Source organism: Pullulanibacillus sp. KACC 23026 (assembly GCF_029094525.1).
Lineage (GTDB): Bacteria > Bacillota > Bacilli > Bacillales > Sporolactobacillaceae > KACC-23026.
Window position 1 is genome coordinate 1,821,942 of record NZ_CP119107.1, and the last position, 23,176, is coordinate 1,845,117.

A 23,176-nucleotide genomic window follows, 5' to 3' on the forward strand; every position below is an offset into this window, starting at 1 on the left:
CTTTAAGGGAGAAATAGAGCCTGCCTTTATTATTTAAAGGTGGGACTTTTATTTGTTAGTCTCTTTAAAGTTATTAATCTCAACCATAAAATTAAAAGAGATCGAGTGGAGGGATAGATTTGCAAGCAGCAAGAAATGAAAAGAGTCCTGTAAAAACAGGCCCGATTTTTGGTGTTATGCTTGTGGGGGCTTTAATTGCGTTCTTAAATCAAACGTTAATTAATGTCGCATTACCACAAATGATGATTCGTTTGTCGATCTCAGCGACAACCGCGGATTGGTTGACCACGATTTTTATGTTAGTTAATGGAATTGTTATTCCGATTACCGCCTTTTTGATGAATCGGTTTACAACTCGCCAGTTGTATTTATCAGCGATAGGTTTTTTTACCATTGGAACGTTAATTTGTGCCATCGCGCCTTCGTTTTCCATCATTCTAATAGGTCGCGTGATACAGGCAGCTGGGGCAGGTATTTTATTCCCGCTTATTACAAACGTTATTTTTACCATATTTCCACCGAATCGACGCGGTTTTGCCATGGGGATTTTTGGTGTCGCCATGAACTTTGCGCCAGCCGTGGGACCAACTTTGTCCGGCTGGGTCGTTGAGCATCACTCTTGGCGTGTACTCTTCTTTATCATTTTACCTTTTGCCATTATTGACTTTATTGTGGCTCTGTTCCTAGTTAAAAATGTAACAGAAACCAAACGTCCTAAGCTGGATGTGTTGGGCGTTATTTTATCGACGATCGGCTTTGGCGGTGTCTTGTACGGTTTCTCAGAAGCAGGTTCTCGAGGCTGGGATGACCGCTATGTTATTGCCTCTTTAATTATTGGGGCAGTCAGCTTGCTGCTATTTGTCTGGTGGCAATTCATAGTGAGCGAACCGATCTTGGAATTTCGGATTTTCCGTTACAAAATGTTCTCTTTAACAACTATTATTAACGTCGTTGTGACAATGGCCATGTTCTCAGGCATGATTCTTATGCCAATTTATATGCAAAATGTTCGCGGCTTTACTCCGTTGTATTCAGGCTTAATGCTGTTGCCTGGAGGAATTGTGATGGGGATCATGTCGCCGATTACCGGCCGCTTGTTTGATAAGTTTGGCGCCAAATGGCTAGCTGTAATTGGTTTGGCGATCACCGCCGTCACAACGTATGGACTCACCCTTCTTGAATTGAATACGAGCTTCACTTATGTGATCACGCTTTATACGATTCGTATGTTTGGGATGTCTATTGTGATGATGCCGATCTTCACGGCAGGATTAAATGAGTTGGCGTTGTCACTGAACAAATTTGGGACCGCCATGGTCAATACGTTAAGAAATGTGGGCGGAGCAGTTGGCATGGCCTTTTTCGTTTCCATTATGACGAACAAAGGGAATCAGCATGCAAAAGATTTAATGATCCAACACCATGTTACCCCAGCAGATAAAGTGCAGGCTGCGCTCTTAGGCCGTCAAGGAATGGTCGTAGGAATTGACGATGCCTTTCTTGTCGCAACTGGCTTGACTGTGATCGCATTCTTATTAGCCTTTTTCATTAAAAGAACAGAACCGAAAGAAGATACCATCTCCAATCGTGTCCGTACACCGAAGAAAAAGGTGGCTCTTCAACCGCGGGCTGTTGAAAAATAATCAGTTTATTAAACTCCTTTTACCATTTTGGTAGAAGGAGTTTTTTAATACTTTAAGAAAATTGCAGGAGTGAAGTGAAAAAATGAAACGAGAGAACCGTCCCCGCGTTCCACTAAACAAAAATTGATGTCAGTCAGATTGGAGGTGTGATATAGTCAAAAAGTAAGGTGAAGGAAAAGGAACTTCATATAATTGATGTCTGTATCAGCTTGGAGGGGAAAACATGTCAGAAGCAGTGATTGTCGAAGTGAAAGAGCATGTGGCTTGGATCACGCTAAATGAACCAGAATCTTTGAATGCGCTGTCAAATGAGATGGCTAGTGGGCTCACAGAGGCGCTTGAGCATCTTCGGAAGGACAATGAGGTGCGTGCCGTCGTATTGACAGGGAATGGGAAAGCTTTTTCGGCAGGTGGAAACATTAAAGGCTTTCCAAAAGAATCAAGCCCTGGATGGTTACGGGGCTATATCCATGACACGATTGGTTTTCTAAAAGGCTTAGCGGAGCTCGAGAAGCCTGTTATCGCCGCCGTTAATGGGTTTGCGGTCGGCGCAGGTTTGAGCATCGCGTTAGCCTGTGATATGGTTTTAGCAGTCCCTCACGCTCAATTTTCTCTCGGCTTTCATAAGCTTGGCTTAGTACCAGACTTGGGCGCTCTCTATCATTTGCCTAGAGTGGTCGGCATGGCTAGAGCGAAGGAACTCGCCTTCTCTAATCGAACTTTAACCTCGCAAGAAGCAAAGGATTATGGGATTGTTTTGGAAATTGTCGAAGAGGACGGACTTCTGACTCGTGCCGGCGAACTCGCTGAAGAGCTGGCCCAAAGTGCGACACTGGCGATCGGACTTGCTAAGTCAATTTTAAACCATAGCTTTGAGTCCTCCTTAGATGCGATTATGAAAGAGGAAGCAGCCATTCAAGCCTTGGCGTTTGCGTCTGAAGACCATCAGGAAGGCGTCAAAGCGTTTCTAACTAAATCCAAGCCTGTTTTTAAAGGGCGCTAAAAGGAGACATTCGAATGAAGCAACTCGCTCCACATTTGACTATTGAAAACTGTCAAGCAGCGATTGAATTTTATCAATCCATTCTTGGTGGTGAGATTAAAAATGAACAGCTAGCAGACGGCATTGAAATGTTTAAGGGGCATGAAGGCAAGTTAATTCATGCCGAACTTCATTTTGAATATGGACAGGCCCTGTATTTTAATGATGTCTTTGGCAAGCCCCCTGTTATTGGAACAAATATTGAATTGAGTGTGGCCCCTGAAAGTGAAGAAGAGATCCGGACCCTTTTTCAGGCCCTTTCAAAAGAAGGGGAGATCAAGATGCCCCTTGATAAGACCTTTTGGGGAGCCTTGTACGGAAAAGTAACCGACAAATATGGTATAACATGGGAATTGAATTTACAGCTCTCCTAAGTGGGGAGCTGTATTTTTTCGTTTAGAATTCTTAGCTCCGCAATTTAGTCATAAATAGATTATACGGCTAGACAAATAGAGGAGGCACTGCCATGAATTTTGAGTTAAGTGATGAGTTGGTGATGCTGAAGCAAATGGTCCGGCAATTTGTGGATAAAGAAATTAATCCTTATATCAAAGAATGGGATGAAAAAGGGAATACCGATCCATCCATTTATAAACGTCTTTCTGAGCTCCAGTTCATGGGTGTTTGTATCCCTGAAGAGTATGGAGGAAGCGGAATGGACTACAACGCCCTGACCATAGTGTGTGAAGAATTAGAACGCGGGGATACAGCGTTTCGAACGGCGGTTTCTGTCCATACGGGTTTGAACAGCTTGACCTTGCTCCAATGGGGGACGGAGGAACAAAAGAAGAAGTATCTAGTCCCGCAAGCTAAAGGGGAAAAGCTCGGGGCTTACGGCTTAACAGAGCCTAATGCTGGGTCCGATGTTAAAGCCATTCAAACAACAGCTGTCCGTGATGGAGAGGCCTACATCTTAAATGGACAAAAGACTTGGATCTCCTTGTCAGACCTAGCTGATCATTTTATTGTATTCGCTTTCACGGATAAATCAAAGGGACACCACGGTATTTCTGCTTTTATCGTTGAGAGAAGCTTCCCAGGATTCAGCTCTCGTCCATTAAAGGGAAAGCTCGGAATTCGCGCCGGTAATACAGGTGAATTATTTTTTGATAACATGCGGGTGCCAAAAGAAAACCTCCTAGGAGAAGAAGGAGAAGGCTTTAAAATAGCGATGTCAGCGCTAGATAATGGCCGGTTTACAGTAGCGGCCGGCGCCTGTGGGATTATCATGGCTTGTCTTGAAGAGAGCGTCGCCTATTGCCATGAACGTGAAACATTTGGTGTGGAAATCGGCCGGCATCAGCTCGTTCAGCAAATGATCGCGAATATGGAGGCAAAACTGCAAATGTCCCGCTTATTGGTTTACCGAGCAGGAGAGCTGAAAAATCAAGGCAAGCGAAGCACACGAGAAACGTCACTTGCCAAATGGCAGGCGTGCAATTTCGCGAATGAATCAGCGAATGATGCGGTCCAAATTCATGGCGCTTACGGCTTCTCGAATGACTATCCTGCTGAACGCCATCTCCGCAATTCAAAAGCACCGGTTATCTATGAAGGAACGCGCGAAATCCACACCATCATGCAAGCTGAATATGCACTCGGTTATCGAAAGGATAAGCCACTGCGGAAAACCTTGCCCGCCTGGTTACCAAAGAACAATTAGCCTGGAGAGGCTGGGCACCCGATTCGTGCCTAGCGTTGAACCTTTCATAGTGCAATAGTAGACCAATAAAAATAGGAAAGGCTGGGCACCTCGATTGGTGCCCGGCCTGAACCTCACAGGGTGTAATACGAGTCAGATGAATTAGAATGCCGCCTGGCGTGCGATGTGGGCCACCAATAAACGAAAGTCCAGCGGCCAAAGTGCGATGGCGGCTTCAAAGGCACAAAAAAACCCATGGCTCAGGCTGAAAGGTGTGTGATGGTGGGCCTCCAAAACCGAAAGTCCAGCGGCCAAAGTGTGATGGCGGCTTCAAAGGCACAAAAAACCCATGGCTCAGGCTGAAAAGTGTGTGATGGTGTGCCTCCAACACACCAAAAACCGGTGTCCCAGGATGGAAAAGTGTGTGATGGAAGCTCCAATACACCAAAAACCGGTGTCCCATGTTGGAAAAGTGTGTGATGGAGCCTCCAATACACCAAAAACCGGTGTCCCGGGTTGAAAAAGTGTGTGATGGAAGCTCCAACACACCAAAAACCGGTGTCCCAGGTTGGAAAGGTGTGTGATGGAAGCTCCAATACACCAAAAACCGGTGTCCCAGGTTGGAAAAGTGTGTGATGGAGCCTCCAATACACCAAAAACCGGTGTCCCAGGTTGGAAAAGTGTGTGATGGAGCCTCCAATACACCAAGAACCGGTGTCCCATGGTGGAAAAGTGTGTGATGGAAGCTCCAATACACCAAAACATGGAGAGGGCGGTGCGAAAATGGTGGGCAAGACGCCTTTCCCACGAAAGTGGGCGCTGCGCCAGCGAAAATGGTAGGCAAATGCACCAAAAGAGCCGGTGCAGGACAGAAAAAGCTTATGATGGAGCGTCCTTTAAAAAAATCGAATGATGTCTCGAGTTACTTTATTAATATTAGGGGAAAATGATGGCAGGCAAGAGAGCAAGGAGGTTTGTCAATGTCGTCCAAAGAATCCATTGAAGCGAGAAAAAATTCTCATATTGACGTTGTATTAACTAATCAAGTCACTGGAGAGAACATTACCAATGGGTTTGATCGGTTCAGATTTACCCATCAAGCTTTACCTGAAATTAATTTTTCGGATATCCATCTTGACACCGTTTTTTTGGAAAAAACGGTGAAAACACCATTCTTAATCAGTTCGATGACCGGAGGAACGGAACGCGCCTGGAAAATTAATCGCCATTTGGCAGAGGCAGCAGAGGTCAGGGGCTGGACTATGGGGGTGGGTTCAAGCCGGATCGCCATTGAACAGCCGGACCGTGCCTATTCGTTTAAAGTTCGGGAGGTTGCGCCATCCATCCCCTTGATTGCGAATTTGGGTGCGGTACAATTAAATAAAGGTTATAGGGTTAACGAATGCCGCCGAATTGTTGAAAGTCTAGAAACTGATGCTTTAGTGCTTCATCTTAACAGTCTTCAGGAGGTCATTCAAACAAACGGTGATACAGAATTTAAAGGCCTTTTTAAAAAAATTGAGCAGTTATGCCGAGAACTTGAAGTGCCGCTTGGTGTTAAAGAAGTGGGCTGGGGTGTAAATGGCCAACTAGCTAAATCCTTATTTGATATTGGAGTCGCTTTTGTTGATGTAGCGGGGGCTGGCGGAACCTCTTGGACACAGGTTGAAAAGATAAGAAGCCAAGACCCAATAAAACGAAAGGCGGCCGAAATTTTTACCGAATGGGGCATTCCAACTGCCGAGTGCTTAATTGAGGCCAAGAGAGCAAATGTGAAAGGGCCCCTTATCGCGAGCGGTGGCATGCTGAACGGTCTCGATGCAGCAAAAGCGCTTGGGTTAGGCGCACAGCTTGTCGGTTTCGGGCGCCGATTATTGGCGGGAGCAGATGAATCGACGGAGGCAGTTCTTAGTGCTTTTGAAACGATTGAAATGGAACTGAAAATGGTCATGTTTGCTGTTGGCCACCAGAATGTGGAGAGCTTGCGCAAAACGCCACACTTAAAACAGATAGTTCGTATTTGAAGCTAAACTAAAGAATAAAGGAGCGTCGAAACATAGTGAAAGAGAAAGGTCTTCGGCTAGGAAGCCAACTTCCACAGTTTGTACTTGAAGGGGCAGATGGCTTGGTCTATCGATCAGAGGATTGGAAAGGAAAGCCTGCTCTACTAATTTTTCATAGGGGAACTTGGTGTCATAGCTGTCGTAATCACCTTGAGCAAATTGGTCAAAATATGGAAACGTTTCGGCAATTGGGTTTAGCGGTTTACTCGATTCTGGGTCAGAAGAAGGATCCGGTGATTAAGTTTTTAGAGAAGAATCCTCTGCCCTTTCCGGTTTTAATTGACGAGTCACGGGATGTCATTAAGGCTTTTGATGTCTATCATCCAATTGGATACGATGCATTTAACATCGCAAGGCCTAGCATTTTCTTAGTGTCACCTGAACAAACGATCCTTTATAGCTATGTGGGAAGGCACCAAGCAGACCTCCTAAAAAATGACAAATTGACGGCTACGGTCCATGAACTTTTGAGCAAGGTTCTAGTTGAATGATTTAGGACATAGGGAAATTACAGCATGGGATGAGACGGGGGGCCGTTTGCGCACGAAAAAAGAGGCCGCAACCGGGAAAATGGTGTGCAAGAGAAGTTTGCCCACGAAAACGAGCGAGATGAGAGCCAAATTGGTGGGTAAGCCAAGCTTCCCCACGAAAACGGAGGCCGCCACCGCCCGAGCAATGGTGCGCAAAAAAACGACTCCCCCCCCCTGAGAAATGGTGCCGAAGGGGTAATAGGTGATGACATGAGTAGGCAGCGTTTGAAAAACTGCTTACGGCCGAACGCGAAAACAAGTGAGCAGGGTCCTTCACAACAAAATAAATAAAGGGGAGGGTTTGACCGTGTATTTTGAACCTTACATAGAAATAGCTGAGCAACTTTCGTCAGCGGATCCGGCTCATGACGTCCTGCATGTTAAGCGAGTATTTAAAAATGGACAAGCGATATTAGAAAAGGAATTGGAAGCGGATGAAGAGGTGGTTCTGACGGCTATTCTTCTTCATGAATTGATTAATTTGCCAAAGGACCACCCTTTTTCCTCACGATCCGGCGATTTGTGTGCAGAACTTGCTGGAGAATTACTTGAGACCCATCAATTTCCTATCGAAAAAAGGGAGGCAGTCCTCACCTGTATTCGTCATCATTCTTTTTCAAAAGGAATAGTTCCAAAGACGATCGAAGAAAAAATTGTGCAGGATGCGGATCGCTTAGATGCGATGGGCGCGATAGGGATTGCGCGTTGTTTTGCAACAAGTGCGGCTATGAAAAGACCCTTTTATCAAGAGAAGGATCCTTTTTCTAAAGACCGCGGGCTAGACGGTAAAGGGTATGCCGTTGATCATTTTTATCAAAAACTTCTTCGGTTAGGTGATGCGATGCATACAGAGGCAGCTAAAGGAATGGCCCAGTCACGACTTGAATTTATGAACCATTATCTTGATCAATTGGATAATGAACTGGGCTGAACCCCTAGAATGGAGGCTCCAACTGTCAATCCGCTAGTGTTGGCGGCGTCAAAACGCGCCATGGGAGGCTTTTTTGAATAGATCCTGACTGAGGGAACAAGCTAAAAGGGTCTCCATTTAAAACATGGAGTGTGTTTCTCATTTTCGATCTATTAGGAAGGAGTTTGAGATAAATGGGCCGCCAGCATAAAACGCGTGTAAATCGTGATGGGAATTCAACCACATTGCCTCAAACGCCGAAACAATTAAAACGCCCGTATGATCAAGGGGAAGAGCTTGAATTGGCTAGAGAGCTGGATGAGGTGTACGATTTAAAGGCGCGGCAAGGCTATTCTCCAACAGAAGTGGAACGAAAAAAAGAGAAGCACTAAAGTCAAAGCTTTGAGGGCAACCGCTCTCAAAGCTTTTCTAATATTAGATCAAAGTTGAAAAAACCCATTGACAATCAGATAAAACACATGTAAATTTTGAATTATATAAAAATCAAGACGATTAACTGACATGAATTGAATATGTTCTCTTATCAAGAGCAGGTGGAGGGACTGGCCCGATGAAGCCCGGCAACCGGAAAAAAGTGTGCTTTTTTCACGGTGCTAACTCCAGCAGACGTGTGTTCTGGCAGATGAGAGCCCCAATTATAACTAACCAAGGGTCTTTCTGCTGACAGAAAGGCTCTTTTTATTGTTTGGGAAACGATTAATGGAAAAATCATAGTCGGTATGAATGAGCCGCTGCGGACATGATGACAAAGCTGAACGGTGATATTTTTGAAAAAAATGGCTATTCCAGCTCAAACTCTCATAAGTCGATTCTTCCTGCCATGCATTTAGCGAAGAGGCACATAACATGATATGTCAGTCTAGGTTACGAAAGGAGCACGCAATGGATACAACTTTACAGCAGGCGATGAAACAGCGCATTCTTCTTTTAGATGGTGGAATGGGAACGCTTCTTCAACAAAAACAATTATCGGAGGCTGATTTTGGCGGCCCTGAGTTAGATGGCTGCAATGAATATTTGAATCTTACTCGTCCTGATGTCATTGAGGCGATACATCGCGACTATCTAGAAGCGGGTGCGGATATTATTTCGACCAATACTTTTGGTTCGACACCGCTTGTGTTAGCGGAATACGAAGTGGCAGAACGAGCGGAAGAGATTTCGAGAAAAGCGGCTGAATTAGCTAGAAAGGCGGCGGACGCCTACTCCACGAGTAAGTGGAGACGTTATGTGGCAGGGGCGATGGGACCTACGACCAAAAGTTTGTCGGTCACGGGAGGAGCGACCTTCGAAGAACTCTCTGAATCTTATAAAATCCAGGCTCGAGGTTTGATTGAAGGCGGTGCAGATGTCCTTCTTTTGGAAACGTCACAGGATCTTTTAAATGTAAAAGCAGCCAGTCTTGGAATCCGCCAAGCTTTTGAGGAGTTAGGAAAAGAGCTGCCTGTGATGATCTCAGGAACAATCGAGCCGATGGGAACGACGCTTGCCGGGCAAACGATTGATGCGTTTTATCTATCCGTGGAGCACCTTAAGCCTTTATCAGTCGGCTTGAACTGCGCAACAGGCCCTGAATTCATGCGCGACCATATTCGGACTCTAAGCGAATTGGCCCAATCCGGCGTCAGTTGTTATCCGAATGCAGGTCTTCCAGATGAGGAAGGACACTATCACGAAACACCGGTTAGTTTTGCGAAAAAGATGGCCGACTTTGCGGAACAGGGCTGGTTGAATGTGGTCGGCGGTTGCTGCGGCACGACGCCTGATCATATTGCTGAGCTTCGACAAGCAGTCGCTGGGAAAGCGCCTCGAACGCTTCCGGCTGTCCATTCCCATGCCGTATCAGGCCTGACCTCTTTGTTTTTGGAAGAGGATAATCGCCCGATAATGGTGGGTGAACGGACGAATGTCATTGGCTCGCGAAAATTTAAGCGGTTAATCCAAGAAGGCGACTATGAAGCAGCTTCAGAGATTGCAAGAGATCAAGTGAAGTCGGGAGCTCATGTCATTGATATTTGCCTGGCAGACCCTGATCGCGAGGAAAACGAAGACATGGAAGCTTTTCTTTCTAAAGTCGTTCGAAAGGTCAAGGTTCCGCTCATGATCGACTCAACGGATGCTCAGGTGGTTGAGCTCGGACTAAAGCAATCCCAAGGAAAAGCGATCATCAACTCTACGAATCTAGAAGACGGGGAAGAGCGGCTTGCTCGGTTTGCGAGATTAGCGAAAAAATATGGGGCCGCTCTAGTTGTCGGAACGATCGATGAAGAAGGGATGGCCGTAACTCGTGAACGGAAACTCGAGGTGGCCAAACGATCAGTTGACCTCCTTGTTAATAAATATGGTCTTGAGCGATCGGATCTTATTTTTGATCCACTGACCTTCCCCGTTGGAACGGGTGACGCCAAGTACATTGGCTCCGCACTTGAAACCGTTGAAGGCATCCGTTTATTAAAAGAGCACTTTCCGGAGTGCCCGACCATTTTGGGAATAAGCAATGTTTCTTTCGGTCTTCCTCCTGCAGGACGTGAGGTGCTGAACTCCGTCTTTTTATATGAGTGCACAAAGGCGGGGTTAGGCTACGCGATTGTCAACACAGAAAAGCTAGAGCGTTATGCCTCGATTTCTAAGGAAGAACGTGAGCTGGCCCAGAATCTCCTTTTTAAGACGACAGATGAACTTGTTCAGGAATTCACGGCCTTTTATCGCAAGAAAAAGCCAGTTGCGCCAGAGAATCGTCCACAGTTACCTTTAAATGAGCGGCTCGCTCAATATGTAGTGGAAGGGACTAAGCAGGGCTTGATTGACGATTTGAATGAGGCTCTGAAACAATCAAAGCCGTTGGACATTATTAATGGTCCGTTAATGGACGGCATGACGGAAGTCGGACGCTTGTTTAATTTAAATGAATTGATTGTTGCAGAAGTGCTTCAAAGCGCGGAGGTTATGAAAGCCGCTGTTGCTCATCTTGAACCCTTTATGGAGAAAACGGAAACGGCCAATAAGGGAAAGATCCTTCTTGCAACGGTCAAAGGGGATGTCCATGATATTGGCAAAAATTTAGTGGAGATCATTTTAACGAACAACGGCTTTGAGGTCATTAATTTGGGAATTAAGGTTCCCCCCGAACAGCTTATTCAAGCTTATCGTGAACACGAACCTGATATGATCGGCCTGTCGGGTCTTCTCGTCAAATCTGCCCAGCAAATGGTCGTAACAGCAGACGATTTACAAAAAGCAGGCGTGAAGGCCCCGCTGCTAGTCGGCGGGGCGGCTCTTACGAAAAAGTTCACGTACACCAAAATTAAGCCGCAGTATGAGCCTCCTGTCATGTTCGCGAAGGATGCCATGGAAGGTCTTGATTTTGCAAACCGTCTCGTCCAAAGTGCTAATCGTGAAGCTTTGCTTGAAGAGCTGGAAAAAGCACGTCAAGCTATGGAAGCAAAAAAAATTACAGATGCGCAGCTTAGACGTGAACCGACCGAGAAAAAGGCGCACTCGACCATTCGTCGGGATGCCCCTGTTTATCAACCGGCTGACCTCGAGCGCCATATCCTGCGTCATTATCCGATTAAATATATTCGACCTTATATCAATTACCAAATGCTGATCGGCAAACATTTAGGCTTCAAAGGCAATGTCCTTAAGAGTCTTGAAGAAGGCGATCAAAAGGCAGTCGAGCTGTATGAGTTGATTCAAGAACTTCTTAACATCAGTGAAAGAGGAGATTTGCTTCAAACTCATGCGCTGTATCAATTCTTCCCCGCCCAAGCCGATGGAGACGATGTTTTAATTTATGACCCGCATGATCAAAAGACGGTGATTGAACGTTTCCAGTTTCCAAGACAGCAAAAGCCGTCTTATTTATGTCTCTCTGATTTTCTCCGGCCCGTTCAGAGTGGTGTCATGGATTATGTGGCGTTCTTTTCTGTCACAGCCGGTCGTGGTGTCCGAGATTTAGCTGAAAAGTGGAAGAATGAAGGGGATTATTTGCGTTCTCATGCGATTCAGTCATTAGCCCTTGAACTGGCTGAAGCTTTTGCAGAGCGCGTTCACCAAATGCTTCGGGACAGCTGGGGATTCCCCGACCCGCAGGAGATGACGATGCGTGAACGGTTTATTGCCCGTTATCAGGGCTTGCGTGTTTCTTTTGGCTATCCCGCTTGTCCTAACTTAGAGGACCAGGAGAAATTGTTTCGCTTGATTCATCCCGAAGATATCGGAGTTGAATTGACGGATGGCTTTATGATGGACCCAGAAGCCAGTGTGTCCGCACTTGTCTTCTCACATCCGGAAGCCAAATACTTTAGTGTAGAAAATGAATAGGGTAGAGGAGTGAGAAGTGGTGGGACTGTCTAATGGGGAACACTTTCGTACAAGAATTCAAAAAGGGTATCTGATTGGCGATGGAGCAATGGCTACTTTGCTTCATCAATCCGGTCAGCCGATTCGTTCTTGCTTTGAAGAGCTTAACTTGTCAGACCCTCATCTTATTAAAGGTGTTCACAGTGCTTATTTGCACGCGGGGGCACGACTGATTCAAACGAATTCTTACAGTGCGAGTCGTGTGGGTCTCGCTCGTTATGGATTGGGTGAACAGGTCGACGCGATTAATCGGGCGTCTGTTCAAATCGCGCGTGAAGCCGTATATGAGGCCCAATTGGAATCAACTGATCCAGCTTTTGTCTTTGGAACAATTGGCTCAATGATTGATTTTATTAAACAAACGGATCCGAAAGAGCAAGAAGCACTTATTGAAAACTTAGTTGAAGAACAGGCATCAGCCTTGTTAGAGGAAGGCGTCGATGGCCTCATCCTTGAAACCTATGCAGACTTGCAGGAGCTTAGCTTAGCATTAAGAAAAGTAAGAAGGTTGACTGATTTGCCAATCGTCACCAATCTTTCCCCCCTAGTTATAGGGGTGACTCGAGACGGCTATTCGATTGAAGAAGCGTTCAAGCAGCTTGTTGAATTAGGAGCAGATGTGGTTGGTTTGAATTGTCGATTAGGTTTAAGCGGACTTTTACGGACGTATGAACAAACATCGCTTGAACCCGGTATTCCATATGCTGCTGTGCCGAACGGCGGATTGCTTCATATGGAGGAGGACGGCGCATATGCTTATACGGCGAATGCTGATTATTTTGCTGACATTGGAACGGAACTGGTCCAAAAAGGAATTCGCTTGATTGGTGGCTGCTGTGGCACATCCCCTAATCATATTAAAGCCTTGAAAAATCGTCTTGATCAGACAGACTTCACATTAGGGGACACAGGTATAAAAAGTCAAAAGCCTTTAAAGGTAATAGAGCCGCTTTCTGCATCGGCTAGCCAGCCTGCGAAGGAAGATGCCGTTTTTTCGGTCAATGGAGTGAAGCCCCCAACCTTACTTGAAAAGGTGAAGCAGGAAACGACGATTGTCGTCGAGTTAGACCCGCCGAGGATGTTAAATGTAGAAAAGTATATTAAAGGGGCAGAGGCACTCCATGCTGCAGGTGTGGATGCGATCACACTTGCTGATAATTCACTCGGTACGGTCCGTGTAAGTAATATGGCACTTGCTAGTCTGCTTAAAGCTAGAGGCATGGAACCGCTTGTGCATATTGCCTGTCGCGATCGTAACCTAATTGGTCAGCAATCTCATTTAATGGGGCTGCATGTACTAGGCATCCATCAAATCTTACTGGTCACAGGGGATCCTTCTAAATTTGGTGATCTTCCTGGTGCGACCTCCGTCTACGATGTGTCGTCTACGGAGCTTATTAGAATGGTAAAAAAACTGAATAATGGTCACGCTTTCTCAGGACAATCTTTAAAGGCTCCATCCACTTTTGTCATCGGCACCTCCTTTAATCCCAATGTGCTTAACTTTAATAAGGCAATGGATCGCTTGAAACGCAAAATCGAGGCAGGGGCTGATTATGTCATGACCCAGCCGATTTATGATGCACGACTTTTTGAAAAACTCGCCCGTGCAGTGGAGCCTCTTGGCATTCCGGTATTTGTCGGCATTATGCCTCTAACGAGTGCACGCAATGCACAGTTTCTTCATCACGAGGTCCCGGGCATCAGCTTAACTGAGACTATTTTAAAAAGAATGCAGGACGCTCCTGAAGAATCAGCACATGAAGAAGGCATCAGGATAGCGGAAGAATTAGTGGATGAAGCCGCTGATTATTTTAATGGGATTTACCTCGTTACGCCGTTTCTGCGTTATGAGTTGACTGTTCACCTCACACACTACTTGAGAGATCGTTCCAAACGTTTACAAATAAAAAAATAAATCTAAAAGGATATCGCTGTTAAAAAGTGGTATCCTTTTTTCATAGGCTCATTCTTTTTATTGAATAGAAGTTAGTTAGACGATTAGTGACTGTTAAGCAGAAGGGAAATGAAGTGAAGAAAATGGCGAACAACCAACGCCCTATTGATCAGTTTTCCAATCGGGATATTCTCACCAGCCTGTATATGAGTCAGGGCCTGTTATTGCTGGCATCACTGGTGATTTATGGGGTCTTTATTCGAGATTTTAAAGTGATCGAACAGGTATGGATGGTGACCGATCCTTATTATTTTATTTATGCTCTAATCGTGGCTCTTGCCATCGTTGGGATCGAGCTCGTCCTTGAATTTAAACTGCCAGGGGACTGGTTTCAGGATAATGGAACCAATGAACGGCTGATGCAGGCGCTATCGATTCCTCATCTCTTTGTTGCGATGGCAGTCGTGGCAATAGTGGAAGAACTGTTATTTCGAGGGATGCTGCAAACCGAATTTGGTCTAGTTATAAGCAGTATTCTGTTTGCTGTGATTCATTTGAATTATATCAAAAAGCCTATTTTACTAGGATTTGTCATCCTGCTAAGCTTTATTTTAGGGGGCTTGTTTGCTTTGACCCATAGCCTCATCATAACGATCCTCACTCATTATTTGATCGATGTGCTTCTTGGGTTGTACATGAAGTGGACTCAGGGTCGTTTAATGGGTGAGAGCTAGGAAAGCGTGCCTTACACAGAGGGGACGACTCAGTGTAAGGCAAATCCCCGCTTGGCATTGGCTGTCCTGTTTTTGCAGGAACGACGGTGTTTTTTCTTGTCCCCTCTTTTTATGGTTGACAAAAAATTCCGAAACAGTGTAAATTTGCACTAAATGGAATTAAGTTGAGGGGGGAGATGTAGTGGAAAAGACGGCGTTTATTGAACTTATTTCTAATCATATAAAACTTGTCAGAACTGAACAACAGATGACTCAGGATAAGATGTGTGAAGTGCTTGGCATTTCAAAAAAGTCTCTTGTCCAGATTGAAAAAGGACGGACGCAAGCGAATTGGACGACTGTGGTAACCTTTTGTTTAGTGTTTAATCATAGCAAACTATTATTTTCCTTAATTGGTGACCAACCGGCTGATTTTGTTAGGCTTTTAGCTTTCAAATACAATGGGTCGCCTAAAGATCAGACTTTGGGAGGCCGTGTTTGGTGGAAGGAGATTGAGCAACGAGGGGCGTTTCGTTTGCAGCAAAATTTAATCAGTCATCATTATCGCATCCTTGATCAATATGATTTTCGTTGGTTTAGCTCCTTTGATCTTGAAGAGAGCAAGCAGCGTTTAAAGGAATTGGATGGAAAAGCCTCTGGGAATTAAGGGCGATAAGTCGCAATTTTTATCAGAATTGTTCAATATCTAGGCTTAGGTGGGCCGAATTCGTGGTTAATAGAATGGTCACCCACGCCATCCTGTAAGTTGATAAGCAAGGATCGTTTCATTGGACAAGCTAGAGGTTAAAAACGTGTCGCGATCGTTTGATCCATTAGCCCCAAGTGTACAAATAATAGATTCCAAAAACGATAAAGATGAGTAAAAGAAAGGCAGCTAACAGGAAAATCGATGGTTTGGGATAAGTAAAGCTTTGGTTGTTAATGCCTTTCCCTTTTTGGAAGTAACCCACTGTAGCCAGGATTAATGTGATCATTCCAACAAAAATAGAGGCTAGCCCTATGGTTTCGGCGAGAGCATCGCCGCTGTGATGTCGCTTGATATTTGAAAAATGAAGATTGGTTATGAGAAAGCCGACACCGATTATGGTAATGCTTGTTCGAATCCAAGCAAGATAGGTTCTTTCATTCGCTAAATGTTGTTGTATATATTTGGAATCTTGAGTGTTTTTATCGATGTTTTTCATTGGATGGAACCTCTGCTTGTTCTATGAGGATTTAGTAACAATGTTAGTCAATGGATTCTTTGATGCCCAATATGTCCGAGCAATCGTGTCTAACTATATCTTGCACGTATATGGCTAAATCATGTAAGTAAGAAATGAACCTTATTTGAGGCGCTGCTTGGAAAGTTGTTTTAGTAGACAAACATACACTTACTTGCCTAGAAAGACCACCCATAAAATTTATAGTTAATTAAATGCTTTGAACAGGAGTTTAGAGATGGTGACTAATCTTTTTTTTGTACGACATGCCCATTCAACGTATACACCGGATGAACGAGAGCGGCCTCTCTCTTTCGACGGGCAGAAGGATGCAAAAAGATTGACGGGAGGTTCGGGTCGATCGGGTCATCGCTAGCCCATATAAGCGTGCTATTCAGACAGTCGAAGGGATTGCTTTGATTAAGGGGAAGAGCGTTCTTATTGAGGATGATTTTAAAGAACGACGATTAGCGAAAGGGCCAGTCAAAGATTTTAGCGCGGCTATCCAAAAAGTTTGGGAAGATCCTTCATTTTCCTGGGAAGGCGGGGAATCCAATCTGATCGCCCAGAAAAGAGGGATTAGGGCTGTTTTTAAATTACTAGACGCTTTTGAAGATGAAAATTTGGTGATTGGGACTCACGGCAACATCATGGTTCTCATTTTTAATTTTTTTGATGCTGCATATGGCTTTCAATTTTGGCAGCAGTTAGATATGCCGGATCTCTACGAACTAACATTTGATGGAAAATCGCTTCTGAATGTAACGCGCCATTGGCAACGTTAAAATCAGAAATCAAGGGGAGTTAATCGATGAACTATGGAGGCGGCCAATGCCAGCATATATTGGGTTGTTAAAAGGCGTGAATGTAGGCGGCAAAAATAAGGTGAATATGGGTGAATTGCGGAACCTGTTTGAAGAAATGGGCTATACCGATGTAAAAACATATATTAACAGTGGGAACATCCTGTTTGACTCAGATGCCAGTGAGCGTGATTTAATCCCTGCCATCGAAAAAGAGATCGAGCGGCGATTCGGTGTTTCTATTCCGATTGTATTAAGAACGGTTGAGGAATGGACAGCAAGTATAGAAGCCTCTCCGTATGCTAATCAGGCCGCAGATAATGGGAAAAGGGTCAACATAGGCTACATGGTTGAAGAACCATCGCAGGCTTTTATTCAGAAGGTTGAGGAATCCAAAGGTGAAGATGAGTGTACTTTTATTGGCCGGGATTTACATATCCTTCTCAATCAAAGTGCAGCGGATTCTAAGCTGCTCCGGAACCAGTCAAAGCTTGGTACCATTACCGTTCGAAATTGGAATACCATTCAGAAGCTTGCCCAGCTTTCGATAAATAATTAGGAGGAAGCGGCAAGTTTACTAGGCAAGCACGGGGAAGAGGTGGGCAATGGGCTGTAATTGGGAGACCTGTCCAAGAGAGGTGCACGAGTATAGCTTTAAGCTTTTAACAGAGCTTAAATATCTTTTAAAAAATAAGTTGGTTGGCTTATACATACATGGCTCATTGGCTTTAGGCGGTTTCAACCCTGCAGGCAGTGATGTGGATGTTCTCGTCGTGACCTCTGGCCGATTGACCTTGCCGCTAAAAAGAAGCTTGGCCAAGTGCTGCTTAAGTTTATCTAATCTTTTTTCGCTGTTTTATGAAATTCAGGGTGCAAGAGCCCGTGTTCTAAAAAGTGAGAGTCAACTAGAAGGTAATTCTTAAAGTTTGGCAGGTGACAAAATGATTATTAAGAGTCTTGCTGAGGATGCCCAATTAAGAGAGGCTATTCATGATCTCCATCAAGTAGGCTGGGAGACTTTTATGCGAAGAGACAAAATCGGCAATCGGTATTGGGATTTTCTTTTACAGCACTTTTCGCAGCATCAAATAGTGGTTACGAATGAGGAGACAGGAGAACCGATGGCAACGGGGAATTCTCTTTTACTTCATTGGGACGGGACATTGGAGGATTTGCCTGAGGGGTGGGATGACGCGATTTTGAGAAGCTATGAGGCCATTCAAAAGGGACATGTCCTAAACACCATATGTGCCTTAGCGGTCGTCATTAACCCCAAGTTTAGAAGACTCGGATTAAGTGAACGAGTCTTGAGCGAAATGAAAAAGAAGGCAGAAGTTCATGGGGTCGAACGATTTATAGTTCCTGTTCGTCCATCTAAAAAAGCGCAGCATCCCTATGTATCAATGGAGGATTATATCCATTGGAAGACTGAAAAAGGCGAGCCCTATGATCCGTGGCTGAAGGTGCACTGTAAGATAGGAGGGAAAATCCTCACGATTTGCCATCAATCGATGTATATAGACGGCACGATCGAAGAATGGGAGCAATGGACTAATCTGAAACTCACTCAGCAAACCGAATGCTTGATTCCCACTGGATTAGTTCCCCTTAAGATCGAGCACGAGCATGATTATGCCTATTATGTGGAGCCCAATGTTTGGGTGGAGCACCCATTAACTCTTTCACAAAAAGCTATTAAGGTGTGACGAATTTGGAAATAGACCATCTATTAAAAAAACGACTGTACAGGAGAATCCTTAGAAGAGAAATGGGATTTGGAAGGCTGAACAGTTGGTTTATCCTCATTTTTTACTTAGTCTGGTGGAAGATCGCTTATGATCTAACTAAAGTTGGACAGCTGAAAACCAATGTTCCACTACTCGCAGCGGTTAGCCTAGTTATCTTGCTTTTATTGATCTATCAATTCATCGTGACAAGATCATACATAAAGAATACTAAATTACTAGAGTCCGTAAAAAAAGTCGAGCTACATAAGCATCAATTGCTGGTTGAAGCAGAGAATGCCACAGTTCCTTATGCCTATAAGCTTGAGACGTTAACTAAGGTGACAGAAACGAAGAATGGGTTTTTACTTTATTTTAAGGGAAAGCAGATGATTCCTTTACCTAAAGCGGGGTTGCCCTCCATTGACGAGGCTCGAGATTGTTTAGCTGCCCATAAGACCATTCGGCATTCCTATTGGCTTTGGACGTTTCTTCTTTTTATTCTGATGACGGTCTATGGTGTCTATCAGGTGGGGCAAAATGCGGTTCAATTTCACGGGGCCCTTGCTTGGAAAATCAGTGAATTAAAAACGGATTCTCATACATCTCTTAAGGATGACAATTTTTATACGTCTGGTCTTAGTGGGATCCTGGATAATGTAAAGAAGCAGGTAACCTTAGAGCCTTATTTGATGACCAATGATTTAGAGGTGGACTTTGATAAGGATGGAACCATCACGAGCATCGATACTTATATTTATGGGTACGACAAGAATGAACGCTTACAAGCGGGCTATCTCATTTATTATGATAGGGATAAAAGCAATCGTGTGACGATTCACAAACAGGATTGGAACGGTGATGGAACCACGGCGTATGATCCGAATAATGACCTGTCCATTGTGATCAATATGGTGAAGAACATACCGATCAAAAAAGAGGTTGATCAGTGGAACCAACCACAAGCGGCCATTCTTTATAAAGGAATCAGAAACTGGGGTTACAATCTGTCAGGAATTCGCTTTATCCATCAAGATGGAAGGATCATCATCCCGACTCTGGCTGAAGAACAAATAACGGGGCCAACCGTTTCCTTGTATGTACCCGGGATGGAGGACACTCTTACACCAGAACGCTATGTTTATCAGCCCTAACCTGCCAACGTACGCGAATGATACAAAAATTAAATGGCAGGTTTTTTAAAAGGGAAGAAAATAAAATGAAAGAGGAGCCTGTTTATGAACTTTAAATGGGAAGAAGCTCTTGAAGTTCTGGAGCGGACGCCACACGCGTTGAATGGTTTATTAGCTGGGCTTTCTGACGGATGGCTGTTTGGGAATGAAGGGGATGGAACCTGGAGTCCGTATGAAGTCATTGGACATCTTATCGAAGCGGAGAAGACGAACTGGTGGCCGCGGCTAGATACGATTCTAAGTACTGATGAGAACAAAGCGTTTCCTCCTTTTGACCGGTTTGCTCATTTAACGAAAGGGCAGGAGCAAACCATTGAACAAAAGCTGAATGATTTTAAACAGATAAGATCTCAAAGTGTTAGGAGGCTCAAGTCATTAATTGATCCCGAGAAGCATTTTGAATTAACAGGCGAGCATCCAGAATTCGGTTCAGTTCAATTGCGAGAGCTCTTAGCAACTTGGGTGGTTCATGATTTGACGCATATTTCCCAAATTGTCCGGGTGATGGCAAAACGCTATAACGACGATGTGGGTCCTTGGAAGTCCTATTTAGGGATATTAAACAGGTAGTTATTGATCGTTTTATGTGAATGGGGGAAAGCGGTATGGTTATTCAAATCATTCCAACACCTGAACAAATTGAGGAGTGGATAAAGGCATATGTTCCGGAGAAAGAGATCTTCTTCTTAAAAGAGGAAGACTTACCGCTGTTTGAGGAAGAGTTACGCGATGTCCTTGTCATTCCTCGTGATGAATTTTTTAGTCATAAGAGCTATCAAACTATCCAGCTGATCAATAGTTATGAATTTTGGCAGTTGTCGCAGGAAGCGGCATTTGCAGTTATAGCCCCACCGAGTTGGGTTATGGATCTAAAGGCTGCAAAGAGAAAAGAGCTTCTTGCCCTTCAAGTCGAGCTAAATCGCGGCCTAATGCTTCCACAGTCTTTGTTTCTAACAGAGGACTTGATTCCGGAAGCGTTCAAGGTGTCTTCTAACGGAGAGGCATTCGTTATCCTTCAAAAAGCACTGTGGGATGAACTGCCAGTTTCAGAAAAAGAGAGCCTTTTAATTAAGTGGGCAAACGAATGGGAAACGGCCGAAAGTGAACCCATTCCAGACTTTGCTCCTGAACATATTAAAAAATTCGCCGCCAGTTACCCATCCTTTGGGGGAAGCAATTGCCTGTCAACCACTCTCTTTGCGTTCACAGGTGCAGAATGGCTGATTGATGAATGGGTCCATCCTGAAACCTTTAAGCATAGCTTGAAACGCTCAAACCTTGTACGCGTTGAAGGAGAGCCAAGTAAAGGAGATGTCGTGACATGGGTGAATGAGGCCGGAGTGATTCAGCATGCCTCTTATTGTCTCGGAAACGGGCTCTTTTTCAATAAAAACGGCCAGACCTTTTTCAATCCCTATAAAATTTTAAAATGGGAAGACCTAAAGGAGCATTGGCGTGCTTATCAGAGTCATTTATATCGGGTCAAGTGAGCCGGGACCTATTAAAGATAAAAACGGGAGTACCCAAAAGGCACTTTAGGGCGTTCACTTCAGCTTTTATGGTATTTGGAGAGTCCTTGGTGGGTAGTCCCTGATATAAATAGAGACAGGTACCAAGAGGCGCAATTCCAAAATGAAATGGTTTGGCTCGCGGACCATTTGAATAATTGGAAGGAATGGGCACGGGACTTGTAGGGATCGTTTTAAATAAATGTTGTATTGGAAAGGTGGCAGGAGGGTGATTAGGAAGGCAACTCATAAAGATATTCCGGATTTGGTCCATTTAATGGAGGAATTAGGTTATCCAACGACGCTTGAAAAAATGGAAGCCAGATATAAAGCGATTTCTGAGAAAGATAATTATCATCTATTAATCGCAGAGGAAGATGGAAAAGCGGTGGGCATGGCTGGACTCTATTCTGCATTGTTTTTTGAGTATGACGGGCTTTATGTAAGATTAGCCGCTTTTGTGGTAGATAGCCGATATCGGAGAAAAGGGATCGGGAAGGCTTTATTAAGTGAAGTCGAAAAGTGGGCAAAGGATCAAGGGGCAGAATCGGTCCTATTAAACAGCGGCAATAGGCCCGAAAGAAAGGCCGCTCACCAATTTTACTTAAGATTGGGATATCTCGCCAAAAGTATAGGATTTGTCAAATCAATTTAGAAAATGAGTGAATCGAAACCGATTGAGTTTTCTGAAAAAAAGGGGGGGTCAGAAGAGATCTGACCCATCAAATCGGTTCTGTTTTTTGGTCGAGTACGGTCTCCTTAATAAGGACACCGCGTTTGGCCATTTCTTCTATATAAAGCTTTCCTGGAACAATCCTCTCAGGAGTAAAGATGCCTTTTTGGGTGATCGTCCCATTGCCAAGCATTTGTGCTACAACAGAAATGGTGTATGCGGTTGAACGCGCCATGGCGGTCACATTATGGACGGTATCTTTATAGGTGACCATCTCATAAGTGTAAGTTTTAGGTTGGCCGTCTTTGGTGCCTGAGACGATGACTCTAAGAAGCACCACATCTTCTTTATCTTTGAGGTCAACGATCGGGTCGAGTACCTTAAGCAGCACATCACGCGGTTTAATCGTTTGACCGTTGACTTCAACCGTATAATCTCGCTGAGTGAGATTCAAGTCCACGAGGAGCTTGAATTTTTCAGCGTGGCCAGGATAGCGAATGGTTTTGTATTCTAAGTTTTTTAGATAAGGGAAGGAATGGCCAATGGTGGAGGTTCCGCCGGCTGTATGAAAGGCTTCGAGCGGTCCAAATTTTTCAAAATAAATGGTTTCAATTTCAGATAGGGATGGAATCGACTTTGCTTCACCGTTTCGAATGACAAAGGAGGGGTCTGTGTAATGGTCAAAAACACCTTCCATGGAAAACACATGGTTATAGCCAAAAGGGGGCTCAGGCTGAACTGGAATGCCTCCGACCCGAATGAGGATGGTTTCAGCTTCATCAAGTTTACTGACTCCGTAGCCTGATAAAATGTTGATCATGCCAGGGGCGACACCGAGATCAGGGATCAACGTCATTTGATTCTTTAGAGCCTCATCTTGTAATTTTAAAATATGATCCGTTGCACCGCCTATATGACCGCCTAAGTCACAGGCGTTGACACCAAGTTTAATGGCTGTGGCGGCAACCGTCTCATTAAATGTATAGAAGAGTGCATTAATAATCACGTCAAACCGTCTGATAAAAGCTTCAAGCTCATCTTGATTTTTAGCATCCACTCGCTCGGCTGTCAGCTTATCACTCTTTAAGGTGGCAGACACCTGATTGGCTTTTTCTAGATCGACATCCGCAAGAACGACTTGAGTCACTCCAGGGCTGCCTGCAAGATCACGGGCCGCTTCCTTTCCCATTAGACCTGCACCTAGTACACCGACTTTCATAGTAATT

Annotated in this window: 21 protein-coding genes, 1 pseudogene and 1 riboswitch; of the genes and pseudogenes, 20 read left to right on the top strand and 2 right to left on the bottom strand. The window is 44.5% G+C overall.

Annotated features, from left to right (window positions below):
- Window positions 1-176 precede the first annotated feature (176 nt).
- From PU629_RS08490 to PU629_RS08545, 12 genes are all read left to right on the top strand, one after another.
- Window positions 177-1,643 carry a DHA2 family efflux MFS transporter permease subunit gene (locus PU629_RS08490; protein ID WP_275284385.1) on the top strand — a complete coding sequence of 489 codons (1,467 nt, stop codon included), beginning with the start codon at window positions 177-179 and terminating at the stop codon, window positions 1,641-1,643.
- A gap of 223 nt (window positions 1,644-1,866) precedes the next feature.
- Window positions 1,867-2,646 (top strand): enoyl-CoA hydratase/isomerase family protein, encoded by a 780-nt coding sequence (locus PU629_RS08495; RefSeq protein WP_275283841.1) that lies wholly within the window; start codon window positions 1,867-1,869, stop codon window positions 2,644-2,646.
- A gap of 14 nt (window positions 2,647-2,660) precedes the next feature.
- Window positions 2,661-3,059: a VOC family protein gene (locus PU629_RS08500; protein ID WP_275283842.1), complete on the top strand. Its 399-nt coding sequence runs from the start codon at window positions 2,661-2,663 to the stop codon at window positions 3,057-3,059.
- 92 nt (window positions 3,060-3,151) lie between these two features.
- Window positions 3,152-4,348 carry an acyl-CoA dehydrogenase family protein gene (locus tag PU629_RS08505; protein ID WP_275283843.1) on the top strand — a complete coding sequence of 399 codons (1,197 nt, stop codon included), beginning with the start codon at window positions 3,152-3,154 and terminating at the stop codon, window positions 4,346-4,348.
- Window positions 4,349-5,307: 959 nt separating this feature from the next.
- Window positions 5,308-6,351 (top strand): type 2 isopentenyl-diphosphate Delta-isomerase, encoded by a 1,044-nt coding sequence (fni, locus tag PU629_RS08510; protein ID WP_275283844.1) that lies wholly within the window; start codon window positions 5,308-5,310, stop codon window positions 6,349-6,351.
- A 35-nt stretch (window positions 6,352-6,386) separates the two neighbouring features.
- Window positions 6,387-6,881: a peroxiredoxin family protein gene (locus PU629_RS08515; RefSeq protein WP_275283845.1), complete on the top strand. Its 495-nt coding sequence runs from the start codon at window positions 6,387-6,389 to the stop codon at window positions 6,879-6,881.
- Window positions 6,882-7,227: 346 nt separating this feature from the next.
- Complete coding sequence (locus PU629_RS08520; RefSeq protein WP_275283846.1) at window positions 7,228-7,851, top strand: HD domain-containing protein; 624 nt, start codon at window positions 7,228-7,230, stop codon at window positions 7,849-7,851.
- A gap of 173 nt (window positions 7,852-8,024) precedes the next feature.
- Window positions 8,025-8,222, top strand: coding sequence for a YfhD family protein (locus PU629_RS08525; RefSeq protein ID WP_275283847.1), 198 nt, complete (start codon window positions 8,025-8,027; stop codon window positions 8,220-8,222).
- A 146-nt stretch (window positions 8,223-8,368) separates the two neighbouring features.
- Window positions 8,369-8,480, top strand: a riboswitch (SAM riboswitch).
- 253 nt (window positions 8,481-8,733) lie between these two features.
- Window positions 8,734-12,177 carry a methionine synthase gene (metH, locus tag PU629_RS08530; RefSeq protein WP_275283848.1) on the top strand — a complete coding sequence of 1,148 codons (3,444 nt, stop codon included), beginning with the start codon at window positions 8,734-8,736 and terminating at the stop codon, window positions 12,175-12,177.
- A gap of 19 nt (window positions 12,178-12,196) precedes the next feature.
- Entirely contained in the window at window positions 12,197-14,134 is a 1,938-nt protein-coding gene (locus PU629_RS08535; protein ID WP_275283849.1) for a bifunctional homocysteine S-methyltransferase/methylenetetrahydrofolate reductase, read from the top strand.
- Window positions 14,135-14,256: 122 nt separating this feature from the next.
- On the top strand, window positions 14,257-14,847 hold the full coding sequence (locus PU629_RS08540) for a CPBP family intramembrane glutamic endopeptidase (RefSeq protein WP_275284386.1): 591 nt from the start codon (window positions 14,257-14,259) through the stop codon (window positions 14,845-14,847).
- 181 nt (window positions 14,848-15,028) lie between these two features.
- Window positions 15,029-15,493 (top strand): helix-turn-helix transcriptional regulator, encoded by a 465-nt coding sequence (locus tag PU629_RS08545; protein ID WP_275283850.1) that lies wholly within the window; start codon window positions 15,029-15,031, stop codon window positions 15,491-15,493.
- A gap of 166 nt (window positions 15,494-15,659) precedes the next feature.
- Here the strand turns inward: PU629_RS08545 and PU629_RS08550 are convergent, their stop codons facing one another.
- Window positions 15,660-16,031: a YidH family protein gene (locus tag PU629_RS08550; RefSeq protein ID WP_275283851.1), complete on the bottom strand. Its 372-nt coding sequence runs from the start codon at window positions 16,029-16,031 to the stop codon at window positions 15,660-15,662.
- A gap of 256 nt (window positions 16,032-16,287) precedes the next feature.
- Here PU629_RS08550 and PU629_RS08555 point away from each other — a divergent pair.
- From PU629_RS08555 to PU629_RS08590, 8 genes and pseudogenes are all read left to right on the top strand, one after another.
- A pseudogene (locus tag PU629_RS08555) lies at window positions 16,288-16,834 on the top strand (histidine phosphatase family protein).
- A 46-nt stretch (window positions 16,835-16,880) separates the two neighbouring features.
- On the top strand, window positions 16,881-17,411 hold the full coding sequence (locus PU629_RS08560) for a DUF1697 domain-containing protein (protein WP_275283852.1): 531 nt from the start codon (window positions 16,881-16,883) through the stop codon (window positions 17,409-17,411).
- Window positions 17,412-17,457: 46 nt separating this feature from the next.
- Complete coding sequence (locus PU629_RS08565; RefSeq protein ID WP_275283853.1) at window positions 17,458-17,775, top strand: nucleotidyltransferase domain-containing protein; 318 nt, start codon at window positions 17,458-17,460, stop codon at window positions 17,773-17,775.
- Between the two features lie 18 nt (window positions 17,776-17,793).
- The gene (locus PU629_RS08570; RefSeq protein WP_275283854.1) at window positions 17,794-18,558 is read left to right on the top strand and encodes a hypothetical protein; all 765 of its coding nucleotides are present in this window, start codon (window positions 17,794-17,796) and stop codon (window positions 18,556-18,558) included.
- Between the two features lie 5 nt (window positions 18,559-18,563).
- The gene (locus PU629_RS08575) at window positions 18,564-19,730 is read left to right on the top strand and encodes a YcxB family protein (protein WP_275283855.1); all 1,167 of its coding nucleotides are present in this window, start codon (window positions 18,564-18,566) and stop codon (window positions 19,728-19,730) included.
- Window positions 19,731-19,814: 84 nt separating this feature from the next.
- Complete coding sequence (locus PU629_RS08580; RefSeq protein WP_275283856.1) at window positions 19,815-20,339, top strand: DinB family protein; 525 nt, start codon at window positions 19,815-19,817, stop codon at window positions 20,337-20,339.
- Window positions 20,340-20,374: 35 nt separating this feature from the next.
- Window positions 20,375-21,259: a hypothetical protein gene (locus tag PU629_RS08585; RefSeq protein WP_275283857.1), complete on the top strand. Its 885-nt coding sequence runs from the start codon at window positions 20,375-20,377 to the stop codon at window positions 21,257-21,259.
- Window positions 21,260-21,506: 247 nt separating this feature from the next.
- Window positions 21,507-21,932, top strand: coding sequence for a GNAT family N-acetyltransferase (locus tag PU629_RS08590; protein ID WP_275283858.1), 426 nt, complete (start codon window positions 21,507-21,509; stop codon window positions 21,930-21,932).
- Between the two features lie 67 nt (window positions 21,933-21,999).
- Here the strand turns inward: PU629_RS08590 and PU629_RS08595 are convergent, their stop codons facing one another.
- Window positions 22,000-23,169: a saccharopine dehydrogenase family protein gene (locus PU629_RS08595; RefSeq protein WP_275283859.1), complete on the bottom strand. Its 1,170-nt coding sequence runs from the start codon at window positions 23,167-23,169 to the stop codon at window positions 22,000-22,002.
- Between the last annotated feature and the right edge of the window lie 7 nt (window positions 23,170-23,176).

Coding starts and splice junctions, on each gene's coding strand:
- PU629_RS08580 (WP_275283856.1), top strand. CDS start 19,815: ATGAACTTTAAATGGGAAGAAGCTCTTGAAGTTCTGGAGCGGACGCCA.
- PU629_RS08585 (WP_275283857.1), top strand. CDS start 20,375: ATGGTTATTCAAATCATTCCAACACCTGAACAAATTGAGGAGTGGATA.
- PU629_RS08560 (WP_275283852.1), top strand. CDS start 16,881: ATGCCAGCATATATTGGGTTGTTAAAAGGCGTGAATGTAGGCGGCAAA.
- PU629_RS08565 (WP_275283853.1), top strand. CDS start 17,458: ATGGGCTGTAATTGGGAGACCTGTCCAAGAGAGGTGCACGAGTATAGC.
- PU629_RS08550 (WP_275283851.1), bottom strand. CDS start 16,031: ATGAAAAACATCGATAAAAACACTCAAGATTCCAAATATATACAACAA.
- PU629_RS08505 (WP_275283843.1), top strand. CDS start 3,152: ATGAATTTTGAGTTAAGTGATGAGTTGGTGATGCTGAAGCAAATGGTC.
- PU629_RS08525 (WP_275283847.1), top strand. CDS start 8,025: ATGGGCCGCCAGCATAAAACGCGTGTAAATCGTGATGGGAATTCAACC.
- PU629_RS08595 (WP_275283859.1), bottom strand. CDS start 23,169: ATGAAAGTCGGTGTACTAGGTGCAGGTCTAATGGGAAAGGAAGCGGCC.
- metH (WP_275283848.1), top strand. CDS start 8,734: ATGGATACAACTTTACAGCAGGCGATGAAACAGCGCATTCTTCTTTTA.
- PU629_RS08570 (WP_275283854.1), top strand. CDS start 17,794: ATGATTATTAAGAGTCTTGCTGAGGATGCCCAATTAAGAGAGGCTATT.
- PU629_RS08500 (WP_275283842.1), top strand. CDS start 2,661: ATGAAGCAACTCGCTCCACATTTGACTATTGAAAACTGTCAAGCAGCG.
- PU629_RS08495 (WP_275283841.1), top strand. CDS start 1,867: ATGTCAGAAGCAGTGATTGTCGAAGTGAAAGAGCATGTGGCTTGGATC.
- PU629_RS08540 (WP_275284386.1), top strand. CDS start 14,257: ATGGCGAACAACCAACGCCCTATTGATCAGTTTTCCAATCGGGATATT.
- PU629_RS08490 (WP_275284385.1), top strand. CDS start 177: ATGCTTGTGGGGGCTTTAATTGCGTTCTTAAATCAAACGTTAATTAAT.
- fni (WP_275283844.1), top strand. CDS start 5,308: ATGTCGTCCAAAGAATCCATTGAAGCGAGAAAAAATTCTCATATTGAC.